Here is a 25551-nt window from a genome sequence, read left to right on the forward strand (position 1 = left end):
AGTAGGGCAGTAGGGCAGTAGGGCAGTAGGGCAGTAGGGGAAGACACTCCAGGCAATTCACATATTGCCTTACTGCCCTACTCCTTTGCTCCCCTAAAGTTTGTCGATCACCGACTGCACGCCCTCGGTCGGCGCATCGACGGAGGACCCTGCCACCATGATGGCGGCGACGATCGCCTCGGGGTCGTCGACGACCAGCGGCTTGACCCGCTGCGCGGTGTGGATGAAGCCCTCGGCGGCCATGTGATCGAGCAACGCCAGCATCGGATCCCAGAATCCGCCGACATTGCCGAAGACGATCGGCTTGCGATGATGGCCGAGTTGCCCCCAGGTCATGACCTCGACGATCTCCTCGACCGTGCCGATGCCGCCCGGCAGCGCCACAAAGGCGTCGGATTTCTCGAACATCTTGTGTTTGCGCTCGTGCATGTTGTCGGTGATCAAGAGCTCATCGAGCCGGTCCAGCGCGGTTTCCGTCGCTTCCTTGTTGATCAGGAAGCGTGGAATGATGCCTGTCACCTTGCCGCCGGCTTTGAGCGCGCCTTCGGCGACAGCGCCCATGATACCCTTGGTGCCGCCGCCATAGACCAGCCGCAGTCCCGCTTTGGCAATCGAGCGCCCGAGCAGGTGTCCGGCCTTGATATAGGTTTCATCGCGGCCCGGAGACGAGCCGCAATAGACGCAGACGGATCGAATCGTGTTCATAACGATGATTGGTGATTGGGTCTGAAAGCGCGGTCAAGCCCCAAGGGTTAACAAGGGCGGGCTTTTTCTTGTCGGCTTTGGCAAAACAGGCTAGACCGGCGTTAGGTGGCTAAGGGGTAGGGAAGTATGGCAATTAATCCATTGAAGGCGTTCCTGTTCGCGGCGGGTGGGACCGTTGCGGCCGCGGGAACCGCCTATGTATCGGGCGCACTCGACCCGTATCTCAATCACACGCCGCCAGCGGAAGTGGCGGCGCTGACGCCGCCCGCGGCGCCGAAACCGGCCGATCCCGGCACGGAAGCGCGGCTGCCGTCAGCGGAGGTCCCGGCAGCTCCTGCTGCGGTGCCCCAGGCAACGGCACCGGCCGCCCCGGCTGCGGCCGGCCCGATCGCACCGTCCTTCGATGTCGTGCGCGTCGAAAGCAATGGCTCGATCGTCGTCGCCGGCAATGCGGCTCCAAATGCAAAGGTCGAGATCCTCAATGGTTCGACGGTGCTTGGATCGACCGTAGCTGGTCCCGATGGCGCCTTCGTCATCATTCTCGACGATCCGCTGAAGCCTGGCGACTATACGATTGCGCTGCGCGCGACCACGGGCGATGTCGTGACGCCCTCGGTGCAGACCGCTGTCGTCTCTGTTCCCAAGGATGCGGCCGGCCAGGTTCTGGCCATGGTCGAGGAGCCGGGCAAACCGGCCGAACTGCTCACCGTTCCCGCGCCCGAGACAAAGCCGGCCGCACCGGCTGCCGGCGACCAGGCTGCCGCGCCGGCTGCTCCCGCAGCCGAAACGCCCGCGGCCACAGCTCCGGCACCAGCCGCCCCGGCGGCACCAGCGCCAGCCGTGGTTGAAGCAGCACCGGCTCCGGCAGCGCCGGCGACGCCGCCCGCGGCAGCCGTGGCCGAGCCTAAGATCGTCGTCGAGGCGGTCGAGATCGACGGCAACAAGATCTTTGTCGCCGGCCTCGCCGATGCCGGTCGCAAGGTTCGCGCCTATGCCAACGACATCCTGCTCGGTGACGCGCAGACGTCGCCGGACGGCCATTTCCTCGTCGAGGCGACGCGCGACATTCCGGTCGGCAGCTACACCATCCATGTCGACGGTCTCGATGCCGACGGCGTGAAGGTGGTGGCCCGCGCCGCCGTGCCGTTCGAGCGCGAGCCGGGCGAAGCGATCGCCGCCGTGGCGCCTGCCGAAGCAAAACCGGCCGCACCTGCTGCCGCCGAAGCGCCCCCGGCACCTGCTCCTGCCGCACCAGCTACAGAGGCGCCGGCCGTTGCCGCGGCTCCGGCCACGACGCCCGCTCCCGCCACCGATGCTCCGGCCGTCGTGGCGGCGGCGACGCCGCCAAGCGATGTGCCCGAGACCGTGGCGCCCAAGCTCGAACATGCTGATGGCGCCGTCATCATCCGCCGTCACGACACGCTGTGGCGGATTTCGCGGCGCGTGTACGGCCATGGCGTGCGCTTCTCGACCATCTACCTCGCCAACCAGGACCAGATCAGCGATCCCGACCGCATCTGGCCGGGGCAGGTGTTCAAGGTCCCGGAAAAGTCGAAGGAAGGCGAAGCCGCCGACCTCAAGGCGATGGGCGAGCAGGCAACGACGGCGCCTGCCAAGTCGCAGTAAGGTGCTTGAGCGCCGATCTCCCCCTTGAGGGGGGAGATCGGCAGCGTCGCCCGATCTACCCATCGGGATAGCTTGCTCCGCGCCTTTTCATCGTTTATCGCCGATGGACGATGACTGAATCCCCTTTTGAATCCGCCGGCCACTGCCGTTTGCCGGAAGATGTCGTCTCCGATAGCCGCGCTATCGCCGCCCGCATGGCGGCGCTTTCGCATCCGGCACGTATCGAAATCATAAAGCATCTGTCGGCCAACAACTCCTGCTGCTGCCGTGAGGTGGTCGACCGTTTCGATTTGGCGCAGTCCACCGTTTCCCAACACCTGAAGATACTTGTCGAGGCTGGTCTGGTCCGGTTCGAGCCCGACCGCCAGCGCTCGCGCTACGAGGTCGATCGTGCCGCGCTCGCTGATGTTTCCGCATCGGTCGCCGCGCTCGTTAATTCCTGCTGCTCCGGCCGCTGAAAGATAAGAAGAAGGCACAAGAAATGGCCGAAAAAACCGTCTCCGACTCCTCCACCTTCAAGACGCTGCTCAACCTGTGGCCCTACATGTGGCCGGCGGATCGCGCCGATCTGAGAGCCCGGGTCACCTGGGCGACGCTGTTGCTGGTCGTCGCCAAGCTGACGCTGGTCGCCGGTCCTTATTTTTTCAAATGGGCGACCGACGCGCTGGCCGGTGACGCCAAATCGGTGCCGCCGCTGCCGACCTTTCTTCTGGCGCCCGTTATGCTGGTCGTTGCCTACAATGTCGTGCGCCTGGTGCAGCTAGGCTTCAATCAATTGCGCGACGCCTTGTTTGCCCGCGTTGGCCAATACGCGGTGCGCCAGCTTGCCTTCCGCACCTTCGTCCACATGCACCAACTGTCGCTGCGCTTTCACTTGGAACGCCGCACCGGCGGCCTGTCTCGCATTATCGAGCGCGGCACCAAGGGCATCGAGACGATCGTGCGCTTCATCATGCTCAACACGGCGCCGACCATCCTCGAATTCGCGCTGACCACCGGCATCTTCGCCTACACCTATGGCTGGAAATATGTGGCCGTCGTCGCGGTCACCGTCTGGGTCTATGTCTGGTTCACGGTCCGCGCCAGCGACTGGCGCATCTCGATCCGCCGCGACATGAACGACAGCGACACCGACGCCAACACCAAGGCGATCGACTCGCTGCTTAATTACGAGACGGTCAAGTATTTCAACAACGAAGGCATGGAGGCCGAGCGCTTCGATCGTTCGATGGCACGCTACGAGGTCGCCGCGACGCGCATCTGGACCTCGCTCGGCTGGCTGAACTTCGGCCAGGGCATCATCTTCGGCCTCGGCACCGTCATTGTGATGTGCATGTCGGCGCTCGAGGTGCAGGCCGGCACGCAGACGGTCGGTGACTTCGTCTTCATCAACGCCATGCTGATGCAGCTGTCGGTGCCGCTCAATTTCATCGGCTTCATCTACCGCGAAATCCGCCAGGGGCTGACCGACATCGAGCAGATGTTCGACCTTTTGGATGTTCCGCAGGAGATCGTCGACAAACCGGATGCCAGGCCACTCGCCGTCAGTGCCGGCAAGGTCGAGTTCCGCGACGTGCATTTCTCCTATGACCCGAACCGCAAGATTCTGAAGGGCATCAGCTTCGAGGTGCCGGCCGGCAAGACCGTCGCCATTGTCGGGCCTTCGGGTGCCGGCAAGTCGACCATCTCGCGCCTTCTGTTCCGCTTCTACGACGTGCAGTCCGGCCAGGTGCTGATCGACGGCCAGGATATCAGGGATGTAACGCAGGAGAGCCTGCGCGGAGCGATCGGCATGGTGCCGCAGGACACCGTGCTGTTCAACGACACCATTGCCTACAACATCCGCTACGGCCGCATCGGCGCCAGCGAGGAAGATATGCAAAAGGCTGCCGAACTCGCCCAGATCGGGCCGTTCATCGAGCGATTGCCCGATGGCTACAAATCGATGGTCGGCGAACGCGGGCTGAAGCTTTCGGGCGGCGAAAAGCAGCGCGTGGCGATCGCCCGCACCATCCTGAAAGCGCCGCCGATCCTGATGCTCGACGAAGCGACCTCGGCGCTCGACAGCCACACCGAGCAGGAGATCCAGGCCGCGCTCGATCTGGTCAGCCGTGGCCGCACCACCATCGTCATCGCCCATCGTCTATCGACGGTGATTACCGCCGATGAGATCATCGTGCTGCAGGATGGCCAGATCGCCGAGCGCGGTACCCACGCCGAACTGATGCGCAAGCATGGCCTCTATGCCTCGATGTGGGACCGCCAACGCGAGGCGACCGAGGCCGAGGAAAGGCTGCGCATCGCCCGCGAGGGCGACGAACTTGGCGTCATCGTTCGCCGGCGGACGTCGGAGGTGTCATAGGCGATGGAGTGCCAATCTCCCCCTCGTGGGGGAGATTGGCCGGCAGGGCAGAGAGGGGCGCTGTCCCGCTGTCATCTCCGGTTCTTTTCGTGCAGGCGCGGCTATTCTTTTGAAGACATCCAAAAGTTGGCGACCCTTCACGCCCCCTCTGTCCTGCCGGACATCTCCCCCACGAGGGGGGAGATCGGCAGCGTCGCCGTCCGAGCCCTTCTACAAATCAATCGAAATTTCCGCTTGACCTCAACTTAAGTTGAGATTGTAGGCCGTTCTTGGAGCCCGCCAACCAGCTTGAATCAAGAACGGAACAATCGAAATGAGCAAGACAAATCAGAATGTTGATGGCGGCAGCGTGTTCAGGGTGGACAAGTTCGTCGTCCCGGCCGCGGCCCGCGAGGAGATACTCGCCAAGGTCCGGACAACGCATGAATTGCTGCGCCTGCAACAAGGCTTCGTGCAGGACTTCCTGCTCGAGCAATTCTCGGGGCCGGGCGAATTCAACCTTGTGACCATCGTCGAATGGGAAAGCCAGGCGGCGGTCGACAACGTCGTGCCGATCGTCAAGGCGGCGCACGAGCGCATCGCCTTCAACCCGCAGGAGACGATCGCCCGGCTCGGCGTGCGGGCCGACATCGCCAACTATCAGCGGGTTCCCGGGCTGTAGTAGGGCTTCTTACGGCCAGCCGATGCCAGGTGCCGGCGCTTCGACGCTGAGCACCCGGCCTGTGCGGGCGTCGCTGACCATGTGTTCGAAGCCGCGCCATTCGGCGGCGAGAATGAACAGTGTTTGCCTGTCTGCACCGCCCAGCATGCAGGCAAAGCAGCCGCGATCGACGGTGACCGTCTGCAACACCTCACCGCCTTCGCGCACCCGCACGCAGTGCTTGTTGGGTACATCCGCATACCAGACCGCCCCTTCGGCATCGAGGCAAATGCCGTCGGGATAGCCGTCGAGATCGGCCCAGATCCGTCGGTTGGCGAGGCTGCCGTCGGCGGCGATGTCGAAGGCGGTCAGCCGGTTGGCGTGGGATTCTGCGACGATTAGCGTCTGGCTGTCCGGGGTCACCGCCATGCCGTTGGCAAAGGCGATATCCTCGGCCACCTGTCGAACCGCGCCGTCGGGGCCAATCAGCACGATGGTGCCGGGGCCGAAATGCTCGCCCGGCGCCGGCGCCGGGCCACCGCCATTGACATAGATGTTGCCGCGCCCGTCGACGACGATCTCGTTCCACGGGCTTTTCGACAGGTCATGCAGATCGGCGTGTATGACGAGACTTCCATCGGCTTCCTGCCTCAACAGCAAGCCTTCGCGACCTGACACGACGAGCAGCCGACCATCCGGCAGCCAGTCGATGGAGTAGGGCAGGACGGCTGGCACGGTGAGCACGACCTCCTTGTTGCCGCCGGCGTCGATGGCGACAATCTCGCCGGTGCCCCAGTTGCAGAGCCAGAGCCGATCGTCATGCCAGCGTGGCGATTCCCCGAAGGCAAGGCCTTCCGTGACGAGACGCGCTGGGGTGACTAATGGTTTCTGCATGTGTGGAACTCCTGGTTGTGCGTTGCCATGCCGGAAGGGCTGTTGAGGACGCTGTCTCACCAAGGACGTGCGAGGGGGCCCGGTTCCGACACCGACAGCGTGGCCAGAACAGCACCCATGGCGGCCATCGTGCGCGTTGTGGGTCGGCGAGACACTGAATTCCGCCGGCAACGACGCCTACAGGCTAGCGCATCACCGCTGCTGCCGGTTGCGGCCAATGTGGCCTTGCCGATTGTTGCGTTGCGGCGAGGGGGGCTTTCGGCTATTGAGGCCGCAATTGAAACGGAGCCCGCCCCAGCCCGATGAGCCTTGTCGATACGGTCAAGAACGCGTTCGTACCGATCCATCGCGAAGGCTATCCCTTTATCGCGGCCTTTGGCGCGGCAACCCTTTTCCTCGGCTATTTCTCTTCGATCCTGTTCTGGATCGGCCTTATCCTGACGGCTTGGTGCGTCTATTTCTTCCGGGATCCCGAGCGCGTCACGCCGGTCGACGACCGCCTCGTGGTCAGCCCCGCCGACGGTATCATTTCGGCGGTCGGGCCGGCTGTGCCGCCGCGTGAACTCGGCCTCGGCAATGTCGAAATGACCCGCATCTCGGTGTTCATGAACGTCTTCTCCTGCCACGTGAACCGCGCCCCGGTGCGCGGCCGTATTGCGAAAATCGAGCATCGGCCCGGAAAATTCCTCAATGCCGAACTCGACAAGGCAAGCACTGAGAACGAGCGCAACGGCCTGGTCATCGAGAGCCCCAACGGCACGATCGCCGCCGTCCAGATCGCCGGCCTGGTGGCGCGGCGCATTGTCTGCTGGGCCGAGGCCGGCGGCTCGATAGGCACTGGCGAGCGTTTTGGCCTGATCCGCTTCGGCTCGCGCGTCGACGTTTTCCTGCCCCTGGCTGCCACGCCGCGTGTTGCCGTTGGCCAGACGGCCGTCGGCGGCGAAACCGTGCTGGCCGAATTCGGCGGTGTCGCCGGCACCCCCCTCGTGCGGATTTCCTGACGGTGGGCACGCAATACAAAAAGTTCGAGGCCCATGCCAGCGGCGGTCCGCGCATCCGCGAGATCCCGATGCGCATGGTGCTGCCCAATCTGGTCACCGTGCTTGCCATCTGCGCCGGCCTGTCCGGCATCCGCTTCGGCTTCGAAGGCCGCTTCGAGCCGGCGGTGGTGATGGTGCTGCTTGCTGCCTTCCTCGACGGCATTGACGGCCGCCTGGCGCGGATGCTGAAGGCGACCTCGAAATTTGGCGCCCAGATGGATTCTCTGGCCGACATCGTCAATTTCGGTGTGGCCCCGGCTCTGGTGCTCTATGCCTTCCTGCTCGACCGCGCCGGCTCGCCGGGCTGGATTGCAGCACTCCTGTTCGCCATCGCCTGTGGGCTGCGCCTCGCCCGTTTCAACGTGCTCGACGACGAGAAGGGCGATCGCCCCATATGGCAGTCCGAATATTTCGTCGGCGTGCCGGCGCCGGCGGGTGCGGTGCTGGTGATGCTGCCGCTCTATCTCTATTTCCTGCGCACCGGGCTGGAGCCCAGTCGTCCGGCGGCCTTCGTCGCCACCGGCTTCACCATCCTGGTCGCCTTCCTGCTGGTCAGCCGGCTGCCGGTCTATTCCGGCAAGAGCCTGAGAATCCCGGGTGACAGGGTGTTGCCGATCATCCTTGGTGTCGTGCTCTATGTGCTCTTGCTGATGACCTATCCCTGGTACACGCTGACCGCGTCGGTCGCCGGCTACCTGATCTTCCTGCCGTTCAGCGTGCGCGCCTATTCCAAGCGCGCCAAGCTCGAGGGCGAGAAGGTGCCGCCTTCCGATATAGGTTAGAAAATTCGCCGGAGTGCTTGATTTGACTCAGGCGGCGACGCCGAGCCCCAGCCTGTCGATCGCCAGTTTCCTCGTCGACACATAGTCCGTCTTGCCGGATCCCAGCACTGGAATTTCCTCCACCTTGACGATGTCGTTCGGCACCATCAGTTCGGCGGCGCCCGCCTGTTTGCCGAATTTGCGCAACTCGTCCGGGTTGGCGTCGTCGGCGGTGGTGACCAGCACGATGCGCTCGCCGCGCCTCTTGTCCGGCACCGCTACTGCCGCATGGCGCTCTTCCGGCCACAGCGACTGCACCAGCATCTCGACCGCACCCAGCGACACCATCTCGCCGGCGATCTTGGCGAAGCGCTTGGCGCGGCCGCGGATGGTGATGAAGCCTTCGCGGTCGACCGCAACGATGTCGCCGGTGTCGTGCCAGCCGGTCAGCGGCTGCAGCTCACCCGGACGGTCCGATGTCATGTAGCCCATCATCAGGTTCGGTCCGTCTAGCCACAATTGGCCGGCATCGCTGATGCCTTCGACCGGCTCGAGCTTCATGCGCATGGCCGGCAGCAGCCGCCCGACAGTGCCGTCGCGGCCATGGATGGCGGTGTTGACGGCAACCACCGGTGCCGCCTCGGTCAGCCCGAAACCTTCGATGATCTCGGCCTGGAAGCGCTCGCGATAGACGCGGCGGGTTTCCGGCTTCACTGCCTCGGCACCGGCGACGACGAAGCGCAGGCTGGAAAAATCGCCGTCCTTGGCGGTGCGCGCATAGTTGGCGAGGAACGTGTCGGTGCCGAACATGATGGTCGGTTTCACCTTGCGCGCCACCTCGGGGATGATCTTGTAGTGCAGCGGTGAGGGGTAGAGGAACAGTTTTACCCCGGTGACCAGCGGCAGGATCGTACCGCCCGTCAGGCCGAAGGAGTGGAACACAGGCAGCACGTTGAGCAGGATGTCGGCGGGCGAGATGGTGATGCGCGCCTCGGCCTGCATGGCGTTGGCAAGCAGGTTCTTGTGCGACAGCACGACTGCTTTCGGCGTGCCTTCCGAGCCCGAGGTGAACAGGATCACCGCCGGCTTGGCCGCATCCTGCCGTTGCAGCGGCCAGCGCCACAGCAAGGCGGCGGCAAGCTTGTCCAGCGCGGTGACGCTGGTCCGCACATCCTCCAGCCAAAGCAACTTTGCACCGCCCTTTTCGACCGCCGCGACGATATCGGCGAGATCGGCCTTCTCGACGAACGCGCGGGAGGAAATCACGGTCCTTATCACCGCCGTGCGCACCGCGGCAGTCACGCTCGCCGGCCCGGCCGTGTAGTTGATCATCGCCGCCACCCGGCCGGCCGACAGAAGGCCGGTGAGCGACAGCACGACGCCATTGGCGTTGGGCAGCATCACACCGACCGCTTCACCCGGCGCCGTCATCGCTTCGAAGCGCCTGCCCAGGACGCGGGCGCCGATGAACATCTTGCGGTAGCTCAGCGCGCCCGAGATGACGTCCTCGATGATCGGGTGCGAAGCGCCGACGCGGTCAGCGGCATCGCGCATGGTCAGGAACAGGCCACGATCGAGGTCGGTGCCGAAAAGCCGGGCTTCGGCGACACGGTCGAACAGCGAATTGGTGTTCGAGGCCTGGTCTGGGTTGCGCGCCACCAGTTCGGCGATGGTCATCGGCTCCAGCACGCTGATCGACAACTGTGGAAACCAATGCCGCGGTGCCTTGTCCGCTGGCGTCAACGACACCGACAGGCTGCGTGCGCCGCCGACGAAGATCGGCACGATGCGAGCGTCGGCCTGCATGGCAATGCGGGTGACAGCACGAAACAGCCGAAACGTCTTGACGTCAGGCTCGACCGCATCCGGCAGATAGACGGCGAGCCGGCCCTTGCCTTTGAGTACGCGCACCAGCCGGCGGCTGACGAAGACATGTTCGGCATTGAAGGCGATGGTGCGGCCAAGCTCGCGCCACGGTTCGAGCCAAGGCGAGCGCGCCGAGACCTCATCGAGAATATGCAGCGTATCGTCTGGCAGCAGCGACAGCATCAGAGCCGGTTCGAAGCGCGATTGATGCGAGATGACGTAGATGACCGGGGCCTGCGCCTTGCGAGCGATCCTGATACGGTTGTCGGCGATCCGGTAAGCGAGCTTAAACGGCACATAGAGCAGCGCCTGGGTGAAGCGCAGGCCGAGGCGGAATTTTTCCACCACGCCGATCAGCAGCCAGGCCAGAACAAGACCCGCAAGCAGCGCCAGTGTCAGGACCATGCCGCGTCTCTCCCAACGTTTTTAGCATCTCGGCTCTTTTGCGGCCGCTTCGGCCAGAACCTAGACGATGTGGGAGCAAGGTCAATGCGGATGAGTACGTCTCTTGCCTTCCCCGTGGGGAAGGGAAGTCGGCGCTGCTCACGCCGCCTCCAACCGTCCGCTGATGAAACGGAACTCCTGCGTCTTGCCGCCATAGCCGTAAGCAGCGGCCGGCACTTCATGCACGAAGGCGTAGCTTTCCTCGTGCACGCCATCCAGCAGGCGGCTGAAGGCGTAGAAGATCGCCTTCAGATAGGCTTCCAACTCAAGCTTGGTGTTGGTGCCGTCGACCACCTTGATATCAAGCCAGAATGTATTGGTGCCATGCTCGGCTAGTGACTTGCCGCCGGCGAACCAGTGCTGCGGATCGATATAGGACACGGCAACGGCGGTGATCGTCGGATCCTTGCGCAACTGCGTCGCGGTGATTTCAGTGGCCTCCTTGGCGATGCGAGCGGAAAGAGCCGCGTCGGGCTTGCCAGTGACGCTGACGGTGATGATAGGCATTTCTCTTCTCCTTGGTTTGAGCGGCGTCTGATTGCCGTTGGAAGGACCATGTCATCATCATTGAGTCAAAAAAATCGAATTGTTTTCAATCAAAGATTCGATACAATCGAATTATGGAAACCCTCGATCCCGATCTGCTCAGGACCTTCCTCGCTTTCGTCGACAGTGGCTCGCTGGCTCAGGCGGCTGCAAGCGTCGGCCGTTCGCCCTCGGCGGTGACCGCCCAGATGCAGCGGCTGGAGGAAATCGTCGGCGAGCCGCTGTTGGCGCCGCAAGGGCGGGGGCGCGGCCTGACGCCGGCGGGTGAGGATCTCGTCGGCCATGCCAGGCGCATCCTTGCCGCGCATCGCGAGGCCTGGCTGGCGCTGAAGGGCGCCCGCGCTGCCGGGCGCGTCGCCATCGGCACGACACAGGATTTTGCCGACAGCGGCCTGCCGGACCTGCTGCGTGCCTTTGCCGTCAGTCATCCGCGCGTCAGGATCGAACTGCGGGTCGGCCGCTCCGCCGAACTGGCGCAGGCGCTGCAGTCTGGCGGCCTCGATCTGGCGATCGTCATGCGCCAGGCGGCAGCGTCGGACGAGGTCGGTGTGCTGCGCGAGCCGATGATATGGCTCTGCTCACAAAAGGGGCTGGCCACGCGGCAGGAGGAATTGCCGCTGGCGCTGCTCGATCCATATTGCGGTTTTCGCGAAGCAGCATTGGCCGCGCTCGACGCGGCCGGCCGCCGCTACCGCATCGCTGCCGGCAGCGCCAGTCTGGCCGGCCTGCGCACGGCGGTGAACGCCGGTGTCGCGCTGACGCTGCGGACGGCCCGCTTTGCCCATTCCGGCATTGTCGAGGCGCCGCGAGAGCTTGGCCTGCCGCCGGTTCCTGTGGCGGAGTTCGCCATCCGGCTGCGTGCCGGTGCCGATGGTTCGGCAGCCGATCTGGCAACCCTGCTCAGCGGCAACCTTGCCTTGTCGGGCTGAATGCCCAAACAAAAAGCCGACCTTGCGGTCGCCAAGTGGCAAAGAAAAAGCCGACCTTGCGGTCGGCTTGGGAGTAGGACGGGCCGAGGGGTTTGGGGGGACTTGGGGATGGCCCGTCGCACCAACAATGCCTGACCCCGATGATGGTTCCGTGACTGTGTCACTTTTTTAAGAAATATTTGACGTCATGCGTTGCGAGCGGGCCATCAGCCAGTCCCGCCCCGCATGGGCAAACACCGCACACAACACGATGGCGCCACCGATCATGCTGGCGGCCGGTGCAATCTCGCCCAGGAACAGGAAGGCAAACAGGATCGCGAATGGCACTTCCGCCGAGCCGAGCAGCCCGGATTCGGCCGGCGGGATGAGCCGCGCGCCCTCCGTCCACAGGATCGAGGAGAGTGCGAAGGACGCGCCGAAAGTGACGAGCAGAACGGCATCCCTTGGCGAAACTGCCAGTGGATCGGTGACGAACCAACCGAGCACAAACAGGAGGAATGCCGAAACCGCGCCGGCCCACACCACCGGCGTGTCGCGGAAGGCGCGCACCATGATCATGTAGAGGCCGCTGCCGATGGTCATCAGCAGTGCCAGTCCATCGCCGAACAGATTGCCGGTGCCGAAGCCGGACCAGACCATGATCGCCACGCCGCACAGCGACACGGCAGCGGCGACCATCGTCTGCAGTCGGAACGGTTCGCGCGTCAGAACCCAGGCCAGCAGTGCCGTGACGAAGGGCGCGGTGGCGTAGATGACGGCGACATTGGCAACGAAGGTGAACTTGAACGCCGAGATGAAGGCGATGCTGGCCAGCGCCCCTTCCACCGCCAGCAGCCAGCCGCGCCAGCCAAGCCGCAGCGTTTCGCGCGTGCCGGAACGGTGACGCCGCCACAGCACATACAGACTGATCAGGATCGCGCCGACAAAGCCGCGCCAGCAGATGATGGTCAATGGGTCGGCATGGATCGACTTTGTCAGAACGCCAGTCAGGCCGAAAACGGCCGCCGAGGACGACACCAGGATGATGCCGAGCGTGCGCTCCGCGGCGGTGTCGATGGCGGCTGCAATGTCAGTCATGCCGCCAGCCTACGCCGCTTGGTCCTGACATCGTAGTGTCAGCAATGATGGTGACCCACATCATAGCCGTTTGCGGAAATGCTCGGTGCCGACGATCAACAGTCCGGCGGCGACGATCAGGGCAGCACCCAGGAACACCTCGCGACGCGGCACGTCACCCCAGATCGCAAACCCAAGCGCGAACGCCCACAACAGCGAGGTGTATTCCAGCGGCGCGAGGACCGAGGCCGGTGTGCGCTTCATGCCTTCGAAGAGGAGGTATTGCGCCAGGCCGCCGAGCGCGCCGACGCTGGCAAGCAGCAGCAACTGAGCCCCATCCGGTGTCCGCCACCAAAGCAACGCCGGCACCGCCGAAAACAGCAGAAAATAGAAATTGTTGAGCAGGAGCTGGATCATCGAGCGCTCGGCAAGGGCGGTCCTGCGCAAGAGCACGATGGCGATGCCCCACAAAAAGGCGGCCGCCAACACCAGCAGCACCGGCACCGACAGGCCGAGATGGGTCGGGTCGCAAGCGACGAACACGCCGGCAAAGCCGATCAGCACCGCCAGCCAGCGCAGCATCGGCACCTTTTCGCCGAGCATCACCACCGAAAGCACGGTGACGATGATCGGCGCCGCATAATAGACGGTGGTCAGTTCGGCGAGTTGCAGCCTGCGCGCGGCGTTGTAGTAGCAGAGCCAGGCGGCAAGCGTGAAGGCGCTGCGCACCAGCATCGGCCGGACGATCGGCGAGCGCACCGTGTCGGCAAACAGCTGTCGCCCGCCGATCGCCGCGCAGGCGCCCAGAATGGTGATGCTGCGGAAGAACATGATCTGCCAGACGCTCATGCCAACGACCAGCAGCTTGATCGAAGCGTCCTGCGTCGAAAACAGGAGATAGGCCGCACCGGTCAGCAGGATGCCGGCAAGAACCCGCTCGCGTGTTTCGAGAATGGCAATATCGGCCATAAGGCGCGTGGGACCAAAATTGCCGGGACGGCAGTGATGCTGTGAGGAGCAACACGAGGGACCTGGGAATTCAGCTCCCTCGGCACCAAGCTATACGGGTGAAAGTCGGTGCAGCGCTACGCCAGCCCCATGCTTGTGTTGGGGCAGGGTTCCATGACGAGCCGCATTGTCGCAACGCTTATTGCGTCGCCGGGTAAAGCTCCGAAGCGGCCTCTTTCAGGGCGCGCCGACCGTCGGATCTGAAATACATCATGTGCCCGCCCTCGATGACATGGAGACGGATAGGCTTGGCATTGGCGAGCGACGGGATCTGGTTCACCAGGTAGCGCGAGGCGAGGTAAGGCGTGACCAGGTCGGTGTAGCCGTTGACGATCACGACGCCGAGCGAGGGGTTCAGCGAGCGTGCTCGCTGCAGATCGTCCATCACCCCGGCATAGCCTTGCCGCGAGGCGCTGGTCCCGTAATCCCAATTGTGGCTGATTTCGCCATTGAGCAGCCGATAGCTGACATCGGTGCGGAAATTCAGTTCGTCGCTGATATAGCCGACGAACGCCGACGTCAGCGCCGGTACGCTGCGGTCGAGCACAGGATCCGGCCCGGCGATGCGGGCGCTCTCGGGCGCGATGTCGGCCGTGCCGATCATGGCGTCATATGGGCTGAGCACTTTGCCGCTGGCACGGGAGAACTCCCTTGCGAATAGGCCGGTCGGGATGCGGGCGGAGTTGCGCTGCACGAGGTCGAGCGGCAGGCCGGTGATGTCAGCCACGCGTTGGCTGGCCAGTTGCTTGCCTTGCTCCAGTCCGCTGGTGAGCGCCGTAAGGTAATCGCCCAGTGCATAGTGTTCGACTTCGGCCAGCTTCTCCCGCAAAGCATCGCCGCTGACGCCTTCGGCGCGTAGGCGCACCGCCGCCAGTGAAGGCAGTTCGAGCGCCCAATGCAGCGGCTCGAATTCGTCGGGCTGCACCAGCGTGAACTCCAGCGCCGGCGAGATCAGCACGATGCCGTTCGGACTGATGCCGATGTCTTCCTGCAATGTCCTGGCGAGCAGCGCCGCGCGGAACCCGCCATAGCTTTCGCCGGCGAGGAACAGCGGCGATCCGGTGCGGCCGTTCTGCGCCAGATAGAGCCGGATGAAGGCGCCTATCGAGCTGGCATCCTGATTGACGCCCCAGAAGTCGTGCGCGTCCTGGCCCGGTGCCTCGCGGCTATATCCGGTTCCGACCGGATCGACGAAGACGAGATCCGTCATGTCGAGCCAGCTGTCCGGATTGTCGATGAGTCTTTGCGGTGATGGCAGGAATTCGCCGTCGGCTCCCGTTGCGATAATACGCGGACCGAGTGCGCCGATATGCAGATAGGCGGACGCTGCTCCAGGGCCGCCGTTGAACACGAAGGTGATCGGCCGCTGCGGGTCTTTGGCCACGCTTGCCGGTTGCTGCAGCGTGTACGCGACATAGAAGATCTCCGCCGTGACGTCGCCCTTGCCGGAAAGCAGCGACAGGGTGGCGGCCTTTGCCTGATAATCCAGCTTGCGCCCGGCGAGGGTGATCGAATGGTTGGTGGTCTGCGGCGGCGGCAGCAGGGACAGCACGCCGCCCGAAGGTGCCGGCCGCTCCGCCGTTTCAGCAAGGACGGGCTGCACCAGGGCGGCAAGCATCGGCAGGATAAGGAAGATCAGTTTCAGCTTGACCGGCATGATGGCTCCGCGAGGACGACTCCCGCATAGGTATGGCCGAGATGATCGAAGTCAAAGGAAATGGCTGTATGGTCGTACAACTGCCGCTGTCGCGTTCCTCCACGTCTCCCTTCGTCCTGCCGGACAACTCCTGGCAGAGGGAAACTGGCAGCATCTCCGGTCAAGCCACTTGGCGACGTTGGCGATGGGCGAAAGCCGGCATGACATCCGCTCTTCCCCTTCGCGGGCAGATGTCTGGCTGGACAGAGCGCCGGCAGCGGCTGGCCCGTATTGCGGAATGGCATTGCCTTCCCATGGCGGTCGGCGCAAATCTCGATCGGACGGCTGATGCCGGCGGTGGAAACAGTCGATGAAAGGGACAGCGATGGATGCGACCGAATTGAAGGCCATGCAGGCGCCGCTGAAGCAGGCCTATCGTGACGATGCTTCGCAGGCCCTGATCACGCTTCGCGCCAAGGGCTCGATCGACGACCAGTCGGTTGCCTGCAAGGTGGAGACGGGCAGGGCGCTTGCCATCGCCGGACTGCATCCGGCAACAGGCGGCTCAGGCCTTGAACTTTGCTCGGGCGACATGCTGCTGGAGGCATTGGTGGCCTGCGCCGGGGTGACGCTGAAGGCGGTGGCGACGGCGCTCGAGTTCAAGCTCGGCGCCGCAACCGTTGAAGCCGAAGGTGATCTCGATTTTCGCGGCACGCTCGGTGTCGCCAAGGATGCGCCGGTCGGCTTTCGCGCCATCCGGCTTAATTTCAAGCTCGACACCGACGAGCCGCAGGAGCGGATAGACTCGCTGCTGAAGTTGACCGAGCGCTATTGCGTGGTGTTCCAGACCATCAGCCAGAAGCCGGAGCTGATGGTCAGCGCGCGGCGCTGACGCTTACTGTGCTGATGGTTCCTCGGCGTCGCCTTCGTCGGTGAAGGGCGAGGCGCTGGGCACGCATTGCACCGACCACCCGGCCGGTGTCGGCTGCTTCTGATATTCGGTGATGGCGGCCGTGCACTGTTCGCGCTTGTCGAAGGTGCTGGGCAGCACGACCATGCCGCCCTGCGGGCCGGCGATTACCAGATACCAGACCAACGCTGCTGCGGTCGTAGCCATGGGGATTTCCTCTGCCAGTTGGGCGCTTGTTGTGGGAGTCGCTGCGATCCTACCAACTCTACAGAAATGACGAAAGCATGACCGCGGCGCAGCCTTCCACCGCCACATCACAGCCGCGTGATGTGGCGGGGGGTACCAGCCCCAATTTTTGAAGCCAATCGACTCAGTTGGTGGCAAAGCAATAGAACAGGCCGTCGCCTCCGGTGCCCTTCAGCGCCTCCTGGCTGCAGCCGCCGCGCGAGGCATGCGAGGAATTCCAGGATTTGGCGGCAGCCGATTCGTCGAGGCCGGTGCGGTCGTGATGGCCCATCATCGCGGCCCCTTCCGCCCCGCTCATCGTCCAGTCGCCGCAGGTCTGGTCTGCGATCTTGGTGCCGTCGGGCTTGGAGCCGGTCAGCATGTCGTGGCGGTTTGGCTTGTCGCCGCGGCCGTTGACCACTTCGCCTTTCTCGTTCAGTGCCGTTTGCTTGGTGATGCCGTTGGCATCGCTGTGCAATGAGGCGACGTCGTCGGCGATCTTGACGCCCTTGGCATTCACCCAAGGCCCCTTGCCGATGCGGTCGCGCGCATCGGTGTCGCTGGTCGACAGATAGGCAGCCCAGGTCTTGCCGGTGACACCGGCGGCTTCCGCCAGCGAGGCGCAATGCGCGTCGGCACCCTTGAGGCCGCCGAGATCGGCGCCCTTGCCGGAACCGAGACCGGTGACGAAGAAGCTCATCGTTGCGTCTTGCGAATAGGCGGCGCCCACAGCTGCGATCAGGACAGCGGCGGTGGCGAAAAGCAGTTTACGCATGGTGGTTCCTCCAGTTTGGGCTTCGACTACGTCGAAGAAACGTTTCCGGAGGCCTATTTAATCCCTACGCAGGTCGCCCAAAAGTGTGCAGCGGTTTTGGAAAACCGGCATGCATCAAAAAAGACTCAAGTTCTATTCCGGCTGCCGATAGGCGACGAAGCGATTGTGCTTGGCCTGGAAGATCAATCCGGTCTCTTTCAGCTGCGGGCTGGCCAGCGGTACGATGCGTTTGGCGATCTCGGAGGGGTGCGGCAGCGTCTCGGGATCTTCGCCCGGCACCGCCTGGGCACGCATGGCGGTGCGGGTGGCGCCGGGATCGGCGGCGTTGACCCGCAGCGGCAGGCTTTGTGTCTCATGCGCCCATGAGCGCATCATGGTCTCCACCGCGGCCTTGGATGCCGCATAGGGCGCCCAGAAGGCGCGCGCCGAGTGCGCCGCGTTGGAAGACAGGATGATCGCGCGGCCGGCGTCCGAAAGCCGTAGCAGCGGGTCGACCGAGCGGATCAGCCGCCAGGTCGAGGTGACGTTGATGGTCATCACCTTCTCGAAGGTTTTTGCTTCGACATGGCCGATCGGCGAGATGACGCCAAGCACGCCGGCATTGGCGACGAGAATGTCGAGCTTGCCCCAGCGTTCGTGGATGGCGCCGCCCAGCCGGTCGATGCCGGCCATGTCGGTGAGGTCGAGCGGCACCAGTGTCGCTTGGCCGCCAGCTGCCTTGATCTGGTCGTCGAGCTCTTCCAAGCCGCCGACAGTGCGCGCCACCGCGATGACATGCGCCCCGGCGGCAGCCAATTCCTTGGCGATGAAATAGCCGATGCCACGCGAGGCGCCGGTGACGACCGCAACACGGCCGGTAAGGTCGAGGGTCATGCGATGGATTCCGGAAATCTGGCTAAGGCTGGAGCAATTCCAGGAAAAGTGTGAAACGGTTTTCCGTCCGGAATTGCGTCGAAACAAGGAGATAGAGCGGTTCTACGTTTCCGTGAAACGATGAACCGCTCTGGCGAAAGACCGGCAATCCTACGTCCCGCTCGTCGCCAGCAGCGACAGCGTGCGCACATTGTCGTGGCCTTCGAAGTCGAGCAGGCGGGTCGGGTACTGGCCGGTGAAGCAGGCGTCGCAGAATTGCGGCTGGTCGTTGTCGCGGCTGGCCTCGCCGACGGCGCGGTAGAGCCCGTCGATGGAAAGGAACCCAAGCGAATCGACGCGGATGAACTCGGCCATCTCCTCCACCGACATGCGCGATGCCAGAAGCTTCGATTTCTCCGGCGTGTCGACGCCGTAGAAGCAGGAGGCGCGTGTCGGCGGCGAGGCGATGCGCATATGCACTTCCTTGGCGCCGGCGTCGCGCACCATCTGCACGATCTTCTGGCTGGTGGTGCCGCGCACGATGCTGTCGTCAACCAGCACCACGCGCTTGCCTTCGATCATGCGGCGGTTGGCATTGTGCTTCAGCTTGACGCCCATGTGGCGGATCGAATCGCCGGGCTGGATGAAGGTGCGGCCGACATAATGGTTGCGGATGATGCCGAGCTCGAAGGGAATGCCCGCCGCCTGGCTGAAGCCGATCGCCGCAGGCGTGCCCGAATCCGGCACCGGCACGACGATGTCCGCCTCGACCGGGCTTTCGACCGCGAGCTCGGCGCCGATGCGCTTGCGCACCTCATAGACGTTGCGGCCTTCGACCGACGAATCCGGCCGCGCGAAATAGACATATTCGAAGATACAGAAGCGGGTCTTCTGTGGCTCGAAGGGGAACAGGCTTTCAATGCCCTTGGATGTGACGACGACCATCTCGCCGGGTTTCAGGTCGCGCACGAAACGGGCACCGATGATGTCGAGCGCGCAGGTCTCTGAAGCCAGGATCCAGGCGCCGTCGAGATCGCCGAGCACCAGCGGCCGGATGCCGAGCGGATCGCGGCAGCCGATCATCTTCTTGGCCGTCATCGCCACCAGCGAGAATGCGCCCTCGACCTGCCGCACCGCATCGATGAAACGCGAGTTCAAATCGCGCTCCTTGCTGGTGGCGACAAGGTGCAAAAGCGTCTCGGTATCGGAGGTCGAGGAGAAGATCGCGCCCTGCTTCTGCAGCGCGCGCTGCACGGTCATGGCATTGGTCAGATTGCCGTTGTGGGCGACGGCGAAACCGCCATCGGCCAATTCGGCGAAGAAGGGCTGGATGTTGCGCATGCCAGCGCCGCCAGTGGTGGCGTAGCGCGTGTGGCCGATGGCGCGGTTGCCTTGCAGGCTGTCGATGACGCGCTGCTTGGTGAAGGTGTCGCCGATCAGGCCGACATGGCGTTCGACATGGAACTGGCTGCCGTCATAGGAAACGATGCCGGCCGCTTCCTGGCCGCGATGCTGCAGCGCATGCAGGCCCAATGTGACGATGGCCGCGGCATCCTGCCGGCCGAAAATGCCGAACACGCCGCATTCGTCGTGGAAATGGTCGTCGGCCTCGGCGGAAAGCACGTCGTCTGCGTCTGCCATCTTAAGCTCCGCTAAAATCGCCATATAGTGCGGGTTCGCGTCGAAAGCAACGCGCGCCGTGCAGCCGTTCACACCATCGTTAGGTCCTGACGCCGTTTTCGGCGTCAGTTTGCCGGTGCAGCCGGTGCTGGATTGGCCGGCGCGTTGTCCGCCGGCGGTGTTGCGGCGTCATCGTCAGGCGCCGGCGTGTTGGCATCGTCGCCACCTGCTGGAGCGTCCGCTGCCGGGGCGTCCGGAGCTGCGGGCGTCTCGGCGGCCGGCTGATTCGGGTTGAGCTTCTTGAGGATCGCGTTTTCCGGATCCTCGGGCAGCAGGCTTTCGAGCTTGGCGCCGATCTGCTCGAGCAAAGGCCGCGACTTGGCATCCGTGACCCAGGCGGGAGCCTTGGCGCCAGCCAACCAGTTGAAGAACAGCAGTGCGACGGCAACGACCAGGATGCCGCGCGCGGCGCCGTAGAGGAAGCCCAGGGTACGGTCGAGCGCGCCGATTCGGGAATCGATGATCCAGTCGGCGAGCTTCATGGTGATGACCGAGACGACGATCAGCGCGATGATGAAGACGACGCCGGCGGAGGCCGCCATGGCGATCTTTTCGTTCTCGATGTAGGGCTTGAGGTAAGGCAGGACCGGCTTGTAGAAGAAGAACGCCGCCGCGGCTGCTGCTGCCCAGGAGACGACGGACAGGATTTCGCGCGAGAAGCCGCGAACCATGGCGAGCATCGCCGAGACCAGAGTGAAGCCGACGAGAATTCCGTCAAGCAGCGTAATCGGCATGTCTTTCGCCCCACTCCATGAGCCGCATTATAGCGCGGAGCATCGGGTTTTCCCAAAACCGGTTCCCGCCCTTGGGTCCGATGCTCTAGTCTTCTACGTCCACGCGGCTTCGGCGTGAGCCGGCTATGCGTGCCACGAGGTCGGCAAGCTCGGTCGGCTGGAAAGAACCGGCCCCGATCCCCCCGGCCAATTCCCCGCTGCCCGAGGGCAGAACCGCGCTTCCAAAACCCAGCTTTTCGGCTTCCTTGAGGCGCTGTTGCGCATGCGCAACCGGCCTCACGGCGCCCGAAAGGCTGATTTCGCCGAAATAGACGCAATCGGCGGGAAGGGCAAGACCGGTGAGCGAGGAAACCAGGGCAGCCGCTACCGCGAGATCCGCCGCGGGCTCGGAGATGCGGTAGCCGCCAGCGACGTTGAGATAGACATCGTGGCTGCCGAAGCGGACCCCGCAATGGGCTTCGAGAACCGCCAGGATCATCGACAGCCGGGCGCCGTCCCAGCCGACGACGGCGCGGCGTGGCGTGCCGAGCGAGGAGGGCGCGACCAGCGCCTGGATCTCGACCAGCACCGGCCTTGTGCCCTCCATGCCGGCGAAAACCGCAGCACCGGGCGATTTGGCATGGCGTTCGCCAAGGAAAAGCTCGGACGGGTTGGCGACCTCGCGCAGGCCCTTGTCCGACATTTCGAAGACGCCGATCTCGTCGGTCGGTCCAAAACGGTTCTTCACCGTGCGCAGGATACGGTAATGATGCCCGCCTTCACCTTCGAAGTAGAGCACGGCGTCGACCATGTGCTCGACGACACGCGGCCCTGCGATCTGGCCTTCCTTGGTGACATGGCCGACCAGCACGATCGCCGCCCCTGTGGATTTCGCGTAGCGGATCATCGCCTGCGCGGCGGCACGCACCTGGGTGACGGTGCCCGGCGCCGAATCGGCAAGGTCGGTCCACAGCGTCTGGATCGAATCCAGGATGACGAGGTCAGGCCGTTTGCCATCGGCTATTGTGGCGAGGATGTCTTCGACATTGGTCTCGGCGGCAAGTTCGACCGGAGAGGAGGCGACGCCAAGCCGCTGCGCCCGCAGCCTGATCTGCGCGACCGCCTCTTCGCCCGAGACATAGACGATGCGGTGGCCTTTTGACGCCAGTGCGGCGGCCGCCTGGGTGAGCAGCGTTGATTTGCCGATGCCGGGATCGCCGCCGACCAGCAGCGCCGAGCCACGCACGAAACCACCGCCGGTGGCGCGATCGAGCTCGCCGATGCCCGAGATGATGCGCGGCGCGTCCTCGATGTCGCCGGACAGCGTGGTCAGCACCACCGCGCGGCCCTTGCGGGCGTTGCGCGTGTTGGCCGGACCCGAGCCGATGCCGCCCGACGTGCCTTCCTCGACCAGCGTGTTCCACTCGCCGCAGGCATCGCATTTGCCGGCCCAGCGCTGATGCACCGATCCGCAACTCTGGCAGATGAACTGAACACGCGACTTGGCCATCAGAGGGATGCCGCTTGAAAATGGCCTGGGCGAAGTGGGCTGGGGTAGGTCAAAAAGCTACTCGAACCTTTCCGGCAGGTGATGCTCCTCGGCAAGGTCGGAGAAGCGGGTGAACTCGCCCTGGAAGGCAAGGCTGACGGTGCCGGTCGGGCCATGGCGCTGCTTGGCTATGATCACTTCGGCCTTGCCCTGGACCTCGACCATCTTTGTTTCCCAGGCGAGGTGCTCCGGCGTGCCTCTCTCCGGCTCCTTGTTCTTGATGTAGTATTCCTCGCGATACACGAACAGCACCACGTCGGCGTCCTGCTCGATCGAGCCCGATTCGCGCAGGTCGGACAGTTGCGGATGCTTGTCGTCGCGGCTTTCGACCTGACGCGAGAGCTGTGAGAGGGCGATGATCGGCACGCCAAGCTCCTTGCCCAGCGCCTTCAATCCGGTGGTGATCTCGGTGATTTCCTGGACGCGGTTTTGCGACGCCTTGGCGGATGAACCCTGCATCAGCTGGATATAGTCGATGACCATCAAATCCAGCCCGCGCTGGCGCTTGAGGCGGCGCGCGCGCGCCGCAAGCTGGGCGATAGAAATACCGCCCGTCTGGTCAATATAGAGAGGGCGCTTGTGGTTCTCTTGCGTGTAGGCGACAAGCTTGCCGAAATCGGCTTCCGTCAGGTCGCCGCGCCTGATTTTCGAGGATGGAATCTCGGTCTGCTCGGAGATGATGCGGGTGGCCAACTGCTCCGACGACATTTCGAGCGAGAAGAAGCCGACGACGCCGCCATTGGCCGCCTTGACGGAGCCGTCGGCCTGCTGGGCAGGCTCATAGGCGGCCGCGATGTTGTAGGCGATGTTGGTGGCCAGCGACGTCTTGCCCATGCCCGGGCGGCCGGCGATGATGATCAAATCCGATGGCTGCAGGCCGCCCATGCGGTGGTCGAGATCGCGCAGGCCGGTGGCAATGCCGGACAGGTGGCCATCGCGCATATAGGCCGCGCTGGCCATGTCGACGGCGTTCTTCAATGCATCGGAAAAACTTTCGAAACCGCCATCGTAACGGCCGTTTTCGGCCAGCTCGAATAGCCGCCGCTCGGCATCCTCGATCTGCTCGCCGGGCGCCATGTCGACCGGCGCGTCATAGGCGATGTTGACCATGTCCTCGCCGACGGTGATCAGCGCCCGGCGCGTGGCGAGATCATAGATGGCGCGGCCATAATCGGTGGCGTTGACGACGGTCACGGCCTCGACCGCCAGCCGCACGACATATTGCGCCATCGTCATGTCGCCGACCTTCTCGTCGGCCGGCAGGAAGGTTTTCAGCGTGATCGGCGTCGCGACCTTGCCCATGCGGATGAACTCGGACGCCACCTCAAAGATCTTGCGGTGCAGCGGCTCATAGAAATGGCTGGCCTTGAGGAAGTCCGAGACGCGGTAGAAGGCATCGTTGTTGACGAGGATGGCGCCGAGCAGCGCCTGCTCGGCCTCGATATTGTTTGGCGCTTCACGATAAAGCGGTGTTTCCGCCACGCCGAATTTTCGCGCTGCTTCTGCCATGATGTCCCCGATTTCGATCCCGGCTTCTCGATATCAGAACGTGACAAGTCCATGCTGACTTATCTGCACCAGTGCCTGTCCAATGAGCTTTGATACCCGCGATTCACAGCCAAGATTTTTCAGTGGAAAGAATCACAATTGACTCGAATCGAAAGAACGAATGTAGCGCGTCTATAGGGAGAACAAAACAGGAAAACAAGCACTGGTTTCCTGTGCAGCCACTCCGTTCAAAGCTGATTGAGGCGCCCCTCGATGAACCGGCGTTCCGCCGGTTGCCGGGTCAGCTCAAGCGCCCGCCGGTAGGAGGTCTTTGCCGCGTCGGTCAAGCCAAGCCTGCGCTGCATGTCTGCCTGTGCGGCATAAGCCAGATGGTAGCCGTCCAGCCCGCCTTGTCCCATGACCGTCTCGATTGCCGCCAGTCCGGCCTGCGGGCCGTCGCGCATGCCTATGGCCGCGGCGCGGTTGAGTGCCACAACCGGCGAGGGGTCGATGCGGCCGAGCGCATCGTAGAGCGCGACGATCTGTGCCCAGTCGGTCTCAGTCGTGCCTGCCGCCTCGGCGTGGACGGAAGCAATGGCTGCCTGCAGGATATACGGTCCGATGCGGCGCGAGGCGATCGCCCGGCCGATCAGGCCGTCGGCCTCTGCGATCAGCGCACGGTTCCACAGCGCGCGTTCCTGGTCTTCCAGCAGCACGAGGTCGCCGCTGGCATCGACTCGCGTTGCGCGCCGCGCCTCGTGCAGCAGCATCAGGGCCAGCAGCCCTTGCACTTCCGGCTGGTCGAGCAACTCGACCATCAGCCGGCCGAGCCGGATCGCCTCGGCGCACAGATCGGCCCGCGTCAGGTTTGGCCCCTCGGTTGCCGCGTACCCCTCGTTGAAGATCAGGTAGATCACCTGCAGCGCACTCTCGAGCCGCGCCGGCAGGTCGCCGCGGTCGGGCACTTCGTAGGGAATCGCCTCGTCCCGGATCTTCGCCTTGGCCCGCACGATGCGTTGGGCGATGGTCGGTGCCGGCGTCAGATAGGCGCGGGCGATCTCTTCGGTGGTCAAACCACCCACTTCGCGCAGAGTCAGGGCAATGCGTGCATCCGGCGTCAGCACTGGGTGGCAGCAGACGAAAATGAGCCGCAATTCATCGTCCTGGATGTCTTCCGGCACGGCCGGCTCCGGCGTCGGCTCGGCCAGAGCCGTGAGCTCGGGCAGAGCCCCGGTCAGCCGCGCTTCCCGGCGCCAGCGGTCGATGGTCCTGAAGCGGCCGGCCGAGACCAGCCAGGAATAGGGATTGGCCGGCACACCCTGGCGCGGCCATTGTTCGGCGGCAGCAGTGAACGCCTCGTGCAAGGCCTCCTCCGCCGCGTCGAAACCGCCGAGCAGGCGGATCAACGTCGCCAGCACGCGCCGCGCCTCGGTGCGGTAGGCCGCCTCCAGGGCGTCGCGCGGGCCGGCGGTGCTCACAGGACCGGCGGCGGCTGGCTGAAGTCGACGACCGGGCGGACTTCGACGAAGCCGATCGTTGCCAGCGGATGGCCGCTCGCCACCCGCACCGCCTCGTTGAGATCACGGGCTTCGATGACGATGATGCCGCCCAGGATTTCCTTGGTCTCCATGAACGGACCGTCGACAGACGACATCTTGCCGTCGCGGACCTGCACGGTCATTGCCTCTTCCGGCAGCACCAGGGCCTCGGCAGTAACGAAGTGGCCGCTGGCCTTGAGCACCTCGTCATAGCCGGCGCATTCGGCAAGCACGGCATTGGCCTCCGGGCTGCCGCCGAACAGCGTCTTGGGGTGGTAGTAGATGAGACAGGCATAACGCATGGTGGG

The 25551-nt window shown here is 64.2% G+C and carries 25 protein-coding genes; 9 read left to right on the forward strand and 16 right to left on the reverse strand.

Features of this window, described 5'->3' with window-relative positions; all coding sequences use genetic code 11:
- Positions 1-93 precede the first annotated feature (93 nt).
- Positions 94-705, reverse strand: coding sequence for an LOG family protein (locus tag C8D77_RS12180; RefSeq protein ID WP_057143392.1), 612 nt, complete (start codon positions 703-705; stop codon positions 94-96).
- 126 nt (positions 706-831) lie between these two features.
- Between C8D77_RS12180 and C8D77_RS12185 the strand changes: the two genes are divergently transcribed.
- The 4 genes from C8D77_RS12185 to C8D77_RS12200 all read left to right on the forward strand — a co-directional run bounded on the left by C8D77_RS12185 (position 832) and on the right by C8D77_RS12200 (position 5354).
- Entirely contained in the window at positions 832-2331 is a 1500-nt protein-coding gene (locus C8D77_RS12185; RefSeq protein ID WP_109662767.1) for a LysM peptidoglycan-binding domain-containing protein, read from the forward strand.
- 110 nt (positions 2332-2441) lie between these two features.
- Positions 2442-2789: an ArsR/SmtB family transcription factor gene (locus C8D77_RS12190; RefSeq protein WP_109662769.1), complete on the forward strand. Its 348-nt coding sequence runs from the start codon at positions 2442-2444 to the stop codon at positions 2787-2789.
- Between the two features lie 23 nt (positions 2790-2812).
- A complete protein-coding gene (locus C8D77_RS12195; protein WP_109662771.1) occupies positions 2813-4693 on the forward strand; it encodes an ABCB family ABC transporter ATP-binding protein/permease in 1881 nt (626 codons plus the stop codon).
- Positions 4694-5006: 313 nt separating this feature from the next.
- Positions 5007-5354: an antibiotic biosynthesis monooxygenase family protein gene (locus C8D77_RS12200; protein WP_109662773.1), complete on the forward strand. Its 348-nt coding sequence runs from the start codon at positions 5007-5009 to the stop codon at positions 5352-5354.
- 9 nt (positions 5355-5363) lie between these two features.
- Here the strand turns inward: C8D77_RS12200 and C8D77_RS12205 are convergent, their stop codons facing one another.
- The gene (locus C8D77_RS12205; RefSeq protein WP_109662775.1) at positions 5364-6227 is read right to left on the reverse strand and encodes an SMP-30/gluconolactonase/LRE family protein; all 864 of its coding nucleotides are present in this window, start codon (positions 6225-6227) and stop codon (positions 5364-5366) included.
- Between the two features lie 302 nt (positions 6228-6529).
- On the opposite strand from C8D77_RS12205, the gene C8D77_RS12210 reads away from it, so the two are divergent.
- Positions 6530-7228, forward strand: a complete 699-nt coding sequence (locus C8D77_RS12210; RefSeq protein ID WP_109662777.1) for a phosphatidylserine decarboxylase — start codon at positions 6530-6532, stop codon at positions 7226-7228.
- 2 nt (positions 7229-7230) lie between these two features.
- Entirely contained in the window at positions 7231-8049 is an 819-nt protein-coding gene (locus C8D77_RS12215; RefSeq protein ID WP_109662779.1) for a CDP-alcohol phosphatidyltransferase family protein, read from the forward strand.
- 27 nt (positions 8050-8076) lie between these two features.
- On the opposite strand, the gene C8D77_RS12220 is transcribed toward C8D77_RS12215, so the two are convergent.
- Both C8D77_RS12220 and C8D77_RS12225 read right to left on the reverse strand, forming a co-directional pair.
- The gene (locus tag C8D77_RS12220) at positions 8077-10299 is read right to left on the reverse strand and encodes an AMP-binding protein (RefSeq protein ID WP_109662781.1); all 2223 of its coding nucleotides are present in this window, start codon (positions 10297-10299) and stop codon (positions 8077-8079) included.
- Between the two features lie 138 nt (positions 10300-10437).
- Positions 10438-10845, reverse strand: a complete 408-nt coding sequence (locus tag C8D77_RS12225) for a tautomerase family protein (protein ID WP_109662784.1) — start codon at positions 10843-10845, stop codon at positions 10438-10440.
- A gap of 113 nt (positions 10846-10958) precedes the next feature.
- Here C8D77_RS12225 and C8D77_RS12230 point away from each other — a divergent pair, with 113 nt between their 5' ends.
- A complete protein-coding gene (locus C8D77_RS12230) occupies positions 10959-11813 on the forward strand; it encodes a LysR substrate-binding domain-containing protein (RefSeq protein ID WP_109662786.1) in 855 nt (284 codons plus the stop codon).
- 168 nt (positions 11814-11981) lie between these two features.
- On the opposite strand, the gene C8D77_RS12235 is transcribed toward C8D77_RS12230, so the two are convergent.
- The 3 genes from C8D77_RS12235 to C8D77_RS12245 all read right to left on the reverse strand — a co-directional run bounded on the left by C8D77_RS12235 (position 11982) and on the right by C8D77_RS12245 (position 15534).
- The gene (locus C8D77_RS12235; RefSeq protein ID WP_109662789.1) at positions 11982-12890 is read right to left on the reverse strand and encodes a DMT family transporter; all 909 of its coding nucleotides are present in this window, start codon (positions 12888-12890) and stop codon (positions 11982-11984) included.
- Positions 12891-12950: 60 nt separating this feature from the next.
- Positions 12951-13838, reverse strand: coding sequence for a DMT family transporter (locus tag C8D77_RS12240; RefSeq protein ID WP_109662791.1), 888 nt, complete (start codon positions 13836-13838; stop codon positions 12951-12953).
- A 178-nt stretch (positions 13839-14016) separates the two neighbouring features.
- Positions 14017-15534 carry a S10 family peptidase gene (locus C8D77_RS12245; protein WP_109662793.1) on the reverse strand — a complete coding sequence of 506 codons (1518 nt, stop codon included), beginning with the start codon at positions 15532-15534 and terminating at the stop codon, positions 14017-14019.
- Between the two features lie 32 nt (positions 15535-15566).
- On the opposite strand from C8D77_RS12245, the gene C8D77_RS37275 reads away from it, so the two are divergent.
- Together C8D77_RS37275 and C8D77_RS12250 are read left to right on the forward strand one after the other, a co-directional pair.
- Positions 15567-15887, forward strand: a complete 321-nt coding sequence (locus tag C8D77_RS37275) for a hypothetical protein (protein WP_146211783.1) — start codon at positions 15567-15569, stop codon at positions 15885-15887.
- 11 nt (positions 15888-15898) lie between these two features.
- A complete protein-coding gene (locus C8D77_RS12250) occupies positions 15899-16405 on the forward strand; it encodes an OsmC family protein (protein ID WP_109662795.1) in 507 nt (168 codons plus the stop codon).
- A 3-nt stretch (positions 16406-16408) separates the two neighbouring features.
- Here the strand turns inward: C8D77_RS12250 and C8D77_RS12255 are convergent, their stop codons facing one another.
- The 9 genes from C8D77_RS12255 to C8D77_RS12300 form a co-directional block, all read right to left on the reverse strand.
- Positions 16409-16630: a hypothetical protein gene (locus C8D77_RS12255; RefSeq protein ID WP_013532531.1), complete on the reverse strand. Its 222-nt coding sequence runs from the start codon at positions 16628-16630 to the stop codon at positions 16409-16411.
- Positions 16631-16793: 163 nt separating this feature from the next.
- Complete coding sequence (locus tag C8D77_RS12260) at positions 16794-17423, reverse strand: hypothetical protein (protein ID WP_109662797.1); 630 nt, start codon at positions 17421-17423, stop codon at positions 16794-16796.
- Positions 17424-17555: 132 nt separating this feature from the next.
- Positions 17556-18296, reverse strand: coding sequence for an SDR family NAD(P)-dependent oxidoreductase (locus C8D77_RS12265; RefSeq protein WP_109662799.1), 741 nt, complete (start codon positions 18294-18296; stop codon positions 17556-17558).
- Between the two features lie 150 nt (positions 18297-18446).
- Complete coding sequence (gene purF, locus C8D77_RS12275; RefSeq protein WP_109662803.1) at positions 18447-19916, reverse strand: amidophosphoribosyltransferase; 1470 nt, start codon at positions 19914-19916, stop codon at positions 18447-18449.
- Positions 19917-20020: 104 nt separating this feature from the next.
- Positions 20021-20689: a CvpA family protein gene (locus C8D77_RS12280; protein ID WP_109662805.1), complete on the reverse strand. Its 669-nt coding sequence runs from the start codon at positions 20687-20689 to the stop codon at positions 20021-20023.
- A gap of 85 nt (positions 20690-20774) precedes the next feature.
- On the reverse strand, positions 20775-22178 hold the full coding sequence (gene radA / locus C8D77_RS12285; RefSeq protein ID WP_109662807.1) for a DNA repair protein RadA: 1404 nt from the start codon (positions 22176-22178) through the stop codon (positions 20775-20777).
- A gap of 57 nt (positions 22179-22235) precedes the next feature.
- Complete coding sequence (locus tag C8D77_RS12290; RefSeq protein ID WP_109662809.1) at positions 22236-23726, reverse strand: replicative DNA helicase; 1491 nt, start codon at positions 23724-23726, stop codon at positions 22236-22238.
- A gap of 227 nt (positions 23727-23953) precedes the next feature.
- Positions 23954-25183 carry an RNA polymerase sigma factor gene (locus C8D77_RS12295; RefSeq protein WP_109662811.1) on the reverse strand — a complete coding sequence of 410 codons (1230 nt, stop codon included), beginning with the start codon at positions 25181-25183 and terminating at the stop codon, positions 23954-23956.
- The gene (locus C8D77_RS12300) at positions 25180-25545 is read right to left on the reverse strand and encodes a YciI family protein (RefSeq protein WP_109662813.1); all 366 of its coding nucleotides are present in this window, start codon (positions 25543-25545) and stop codon (positions 25180-25182) included. The genes C8D77_RS12295 and C8D77_RS12300 overlap by 4 nt, the downstream gene beginning before the upstream one ends.
- Positions 25546-25551 lie beyond the last annotated feature (6 nt).

The organism is Mesorhizobium loti (genome assembly GCF_003148495.1).
In the GTDB taxonomy this organism is placed as follows: Bacteria; Pseudomonadota; Alphaproteobacteria; order Rhizobiales; family Rhizobiaceae; genus Mesorhizobium; species Mesorhizobium loti.

What these genes read in the sequence shown, in the direction of transcription:
- radA (WP_109662807.1), bottom strand. Translation starts at nt 22,178, where the DNA reads ATGGCCAAGTCGCGTGTTCAGTTCATCTGCCAGAGTTGCGGATCGGTG.
- C8D77_RS12200 (WP_109662773.1), top strand. Translation starts at nt 5,007, where the DNA reads ATGAGCAAGACAAATCAGAATGTTGATGGCGGCAGCGTGTTCAGGGTG.
- C8D77_RS12265 (WP_109662799.1), bottom strand. Translation starts at nt 18,296, where the DNA reads ATGACCCTCGACCTTACCGGCCGTGTTGCGGTCGTCACCGGCGCCTCG.
- C8D77_RS12230 (WP_109662786.1), top strand. Translation starts at nt 10,959, where the DNA reads ATGGAAACCCTCGATCCCGATCTGCTCAGGACCTTCCTCGCTTTCGTC.
- C8D77_RS12260 (WP_109662797.1), bottom strand. Translation starts at nt 17,423, where the DNA reads ATGCGTAAACTGCTTTTCGCCACCGCCGCTGTCCTGATCGCAGCTGTG.
- C8D77_RS12245 (WP_109662793.1), bottom strand. Translation starts at nt 15,534, where the DNA reads ATGCCGGTCAAGCTGAAACTGATCTTCCTTATCCTGCCGATGCTTGCC.
- C8D77_RS12190 (WP_109662769.1), top strand. Translation starts at nt 2,442, where the DNA reads ATGACTGAATCCCCTTTTGAATCCGCCGGCCACTGCCGTTTGCCGGAA.
- C8D77_RS12235 (WP_109662789.1), bottom strand. Translation starts at nt 12,890, where the DNA reads ATGACTGACATTGCAGCCGCCATCGACACCGCCGCGGAGCGCACGCTC.
- C8D77_RS12300 (WP_109662813.1), bottom strand. Translation starts at nt 25,545, where the DNA reads ATGCGTTATGCCTGTCTCATCTACTACCACCCCAAGACGCTGTTCGGC.
- C8D77_RS12220 (WP_109662781.1), bottom strand. Translation starts at nt 10,299, where the DNA reads ATGGTCCTGACACTGGCGCTGCTTGCGGGTCTTGTTCTGGCCTGGCTG.
- C8D77_RS12205 (WP_109662775.1), bottom strand. Translation starts at nt 6,227, where the DNA reads ATGCAGAAACCATTAGTCACCCCAGCGCGTCTCGTCACGGAAGGCCTT.
- C8D77_RS12225 (WP_109662784.1), bottom strand. Translation starts at nt 10,845, where the DNA reads ATGCCTATCATCACCGTCAGCGTCACTGGCAAGCCCGACGCGGCTCTT.
- C8D77_RS12250 (WP_109662795.1), top strand. Translation starts at nt 15,899, where the DNA reads ATGGATGCGACCGAATTGAAGGCCATGCAGGCGCCGCTGAAGCAGGCC.
- C8D77_RS12240 (WP_109662791.1), bottom strand. Translation starts at nt 13,838, where the DNA reads ATGGCCGATATTGCCATTCTCGAAACACGCGAGCGGGTTCTTGCCGGC.
- C8D77_RS37275 (WP_146211783.1), top strand. Translation starts at nt 15,567, where the DNA reads ATGGCCGAGATGATCGAAGTCAAAGGAAATGGCTGTATGGTCGTACAA.
- C8D77_RS12185 (WP_109662767.1), top strand. Translation starts at nt 832, where the DNA reads ATGGCAATTAATCCATTGAAGGCGTTCCTGTTCGCGGCGGGTGGGACC.
- purF (WP_109662803.1), bottom strand. Translation starts at nt 19,916, where the DNA reads ATGGCAGACGCAGACGACGTGCTTTCCGCCGAGGCCGACGACCATTTC.
- C8D77_RS12210 (WP_109662777.1), top strand. Translation starts at nt 6,530, where the DNA reads ATGAGCCTTGTCGATACGGTCAAGAACGCGTTCGTACCGATCCATCGC.
- C8D77_RS12290 (WP_109662809.1), bottom strand. Translation starts at nt 23,726, where the DNA reads ATGGCAGAAGCAGCGCGAAAATTCGGCGTGGCGGAAACACCGCTTTAT.
- C8D77_RS12255 (WP_013532531.1), bottom strand. Translation starts at nt 16,630, where the DNA reads ATGGCTACGACCGCAGCAGCGTTGGTCTGGTATCTGGTAATCGCCGGC.
- C8D77_RS12180 (WP_057143392.1), bottom strand. Translation starts at nt 705, where the DNA reads ATGAACACGATTCGATCCGTCTGCGTCTATTGCGGCTCGTCTCCGGGC.
- C8D77_RS12195 (WP_109662771.1), top strand. Translation starts at nt 2,813, where the DNA reads ATGGCCGAAAAAACCGTCTCCGACTCCTCCACCTTCAAGACGCTGCTC.
- C8D77_RS12280 (WP_109662805.1), bottom strand. Translation starts at nt 20,689, where the DNA reads ATGCCGATTACGCTGCTTGACGGAATTCTCGTCGGCTTCACTCTGGTC.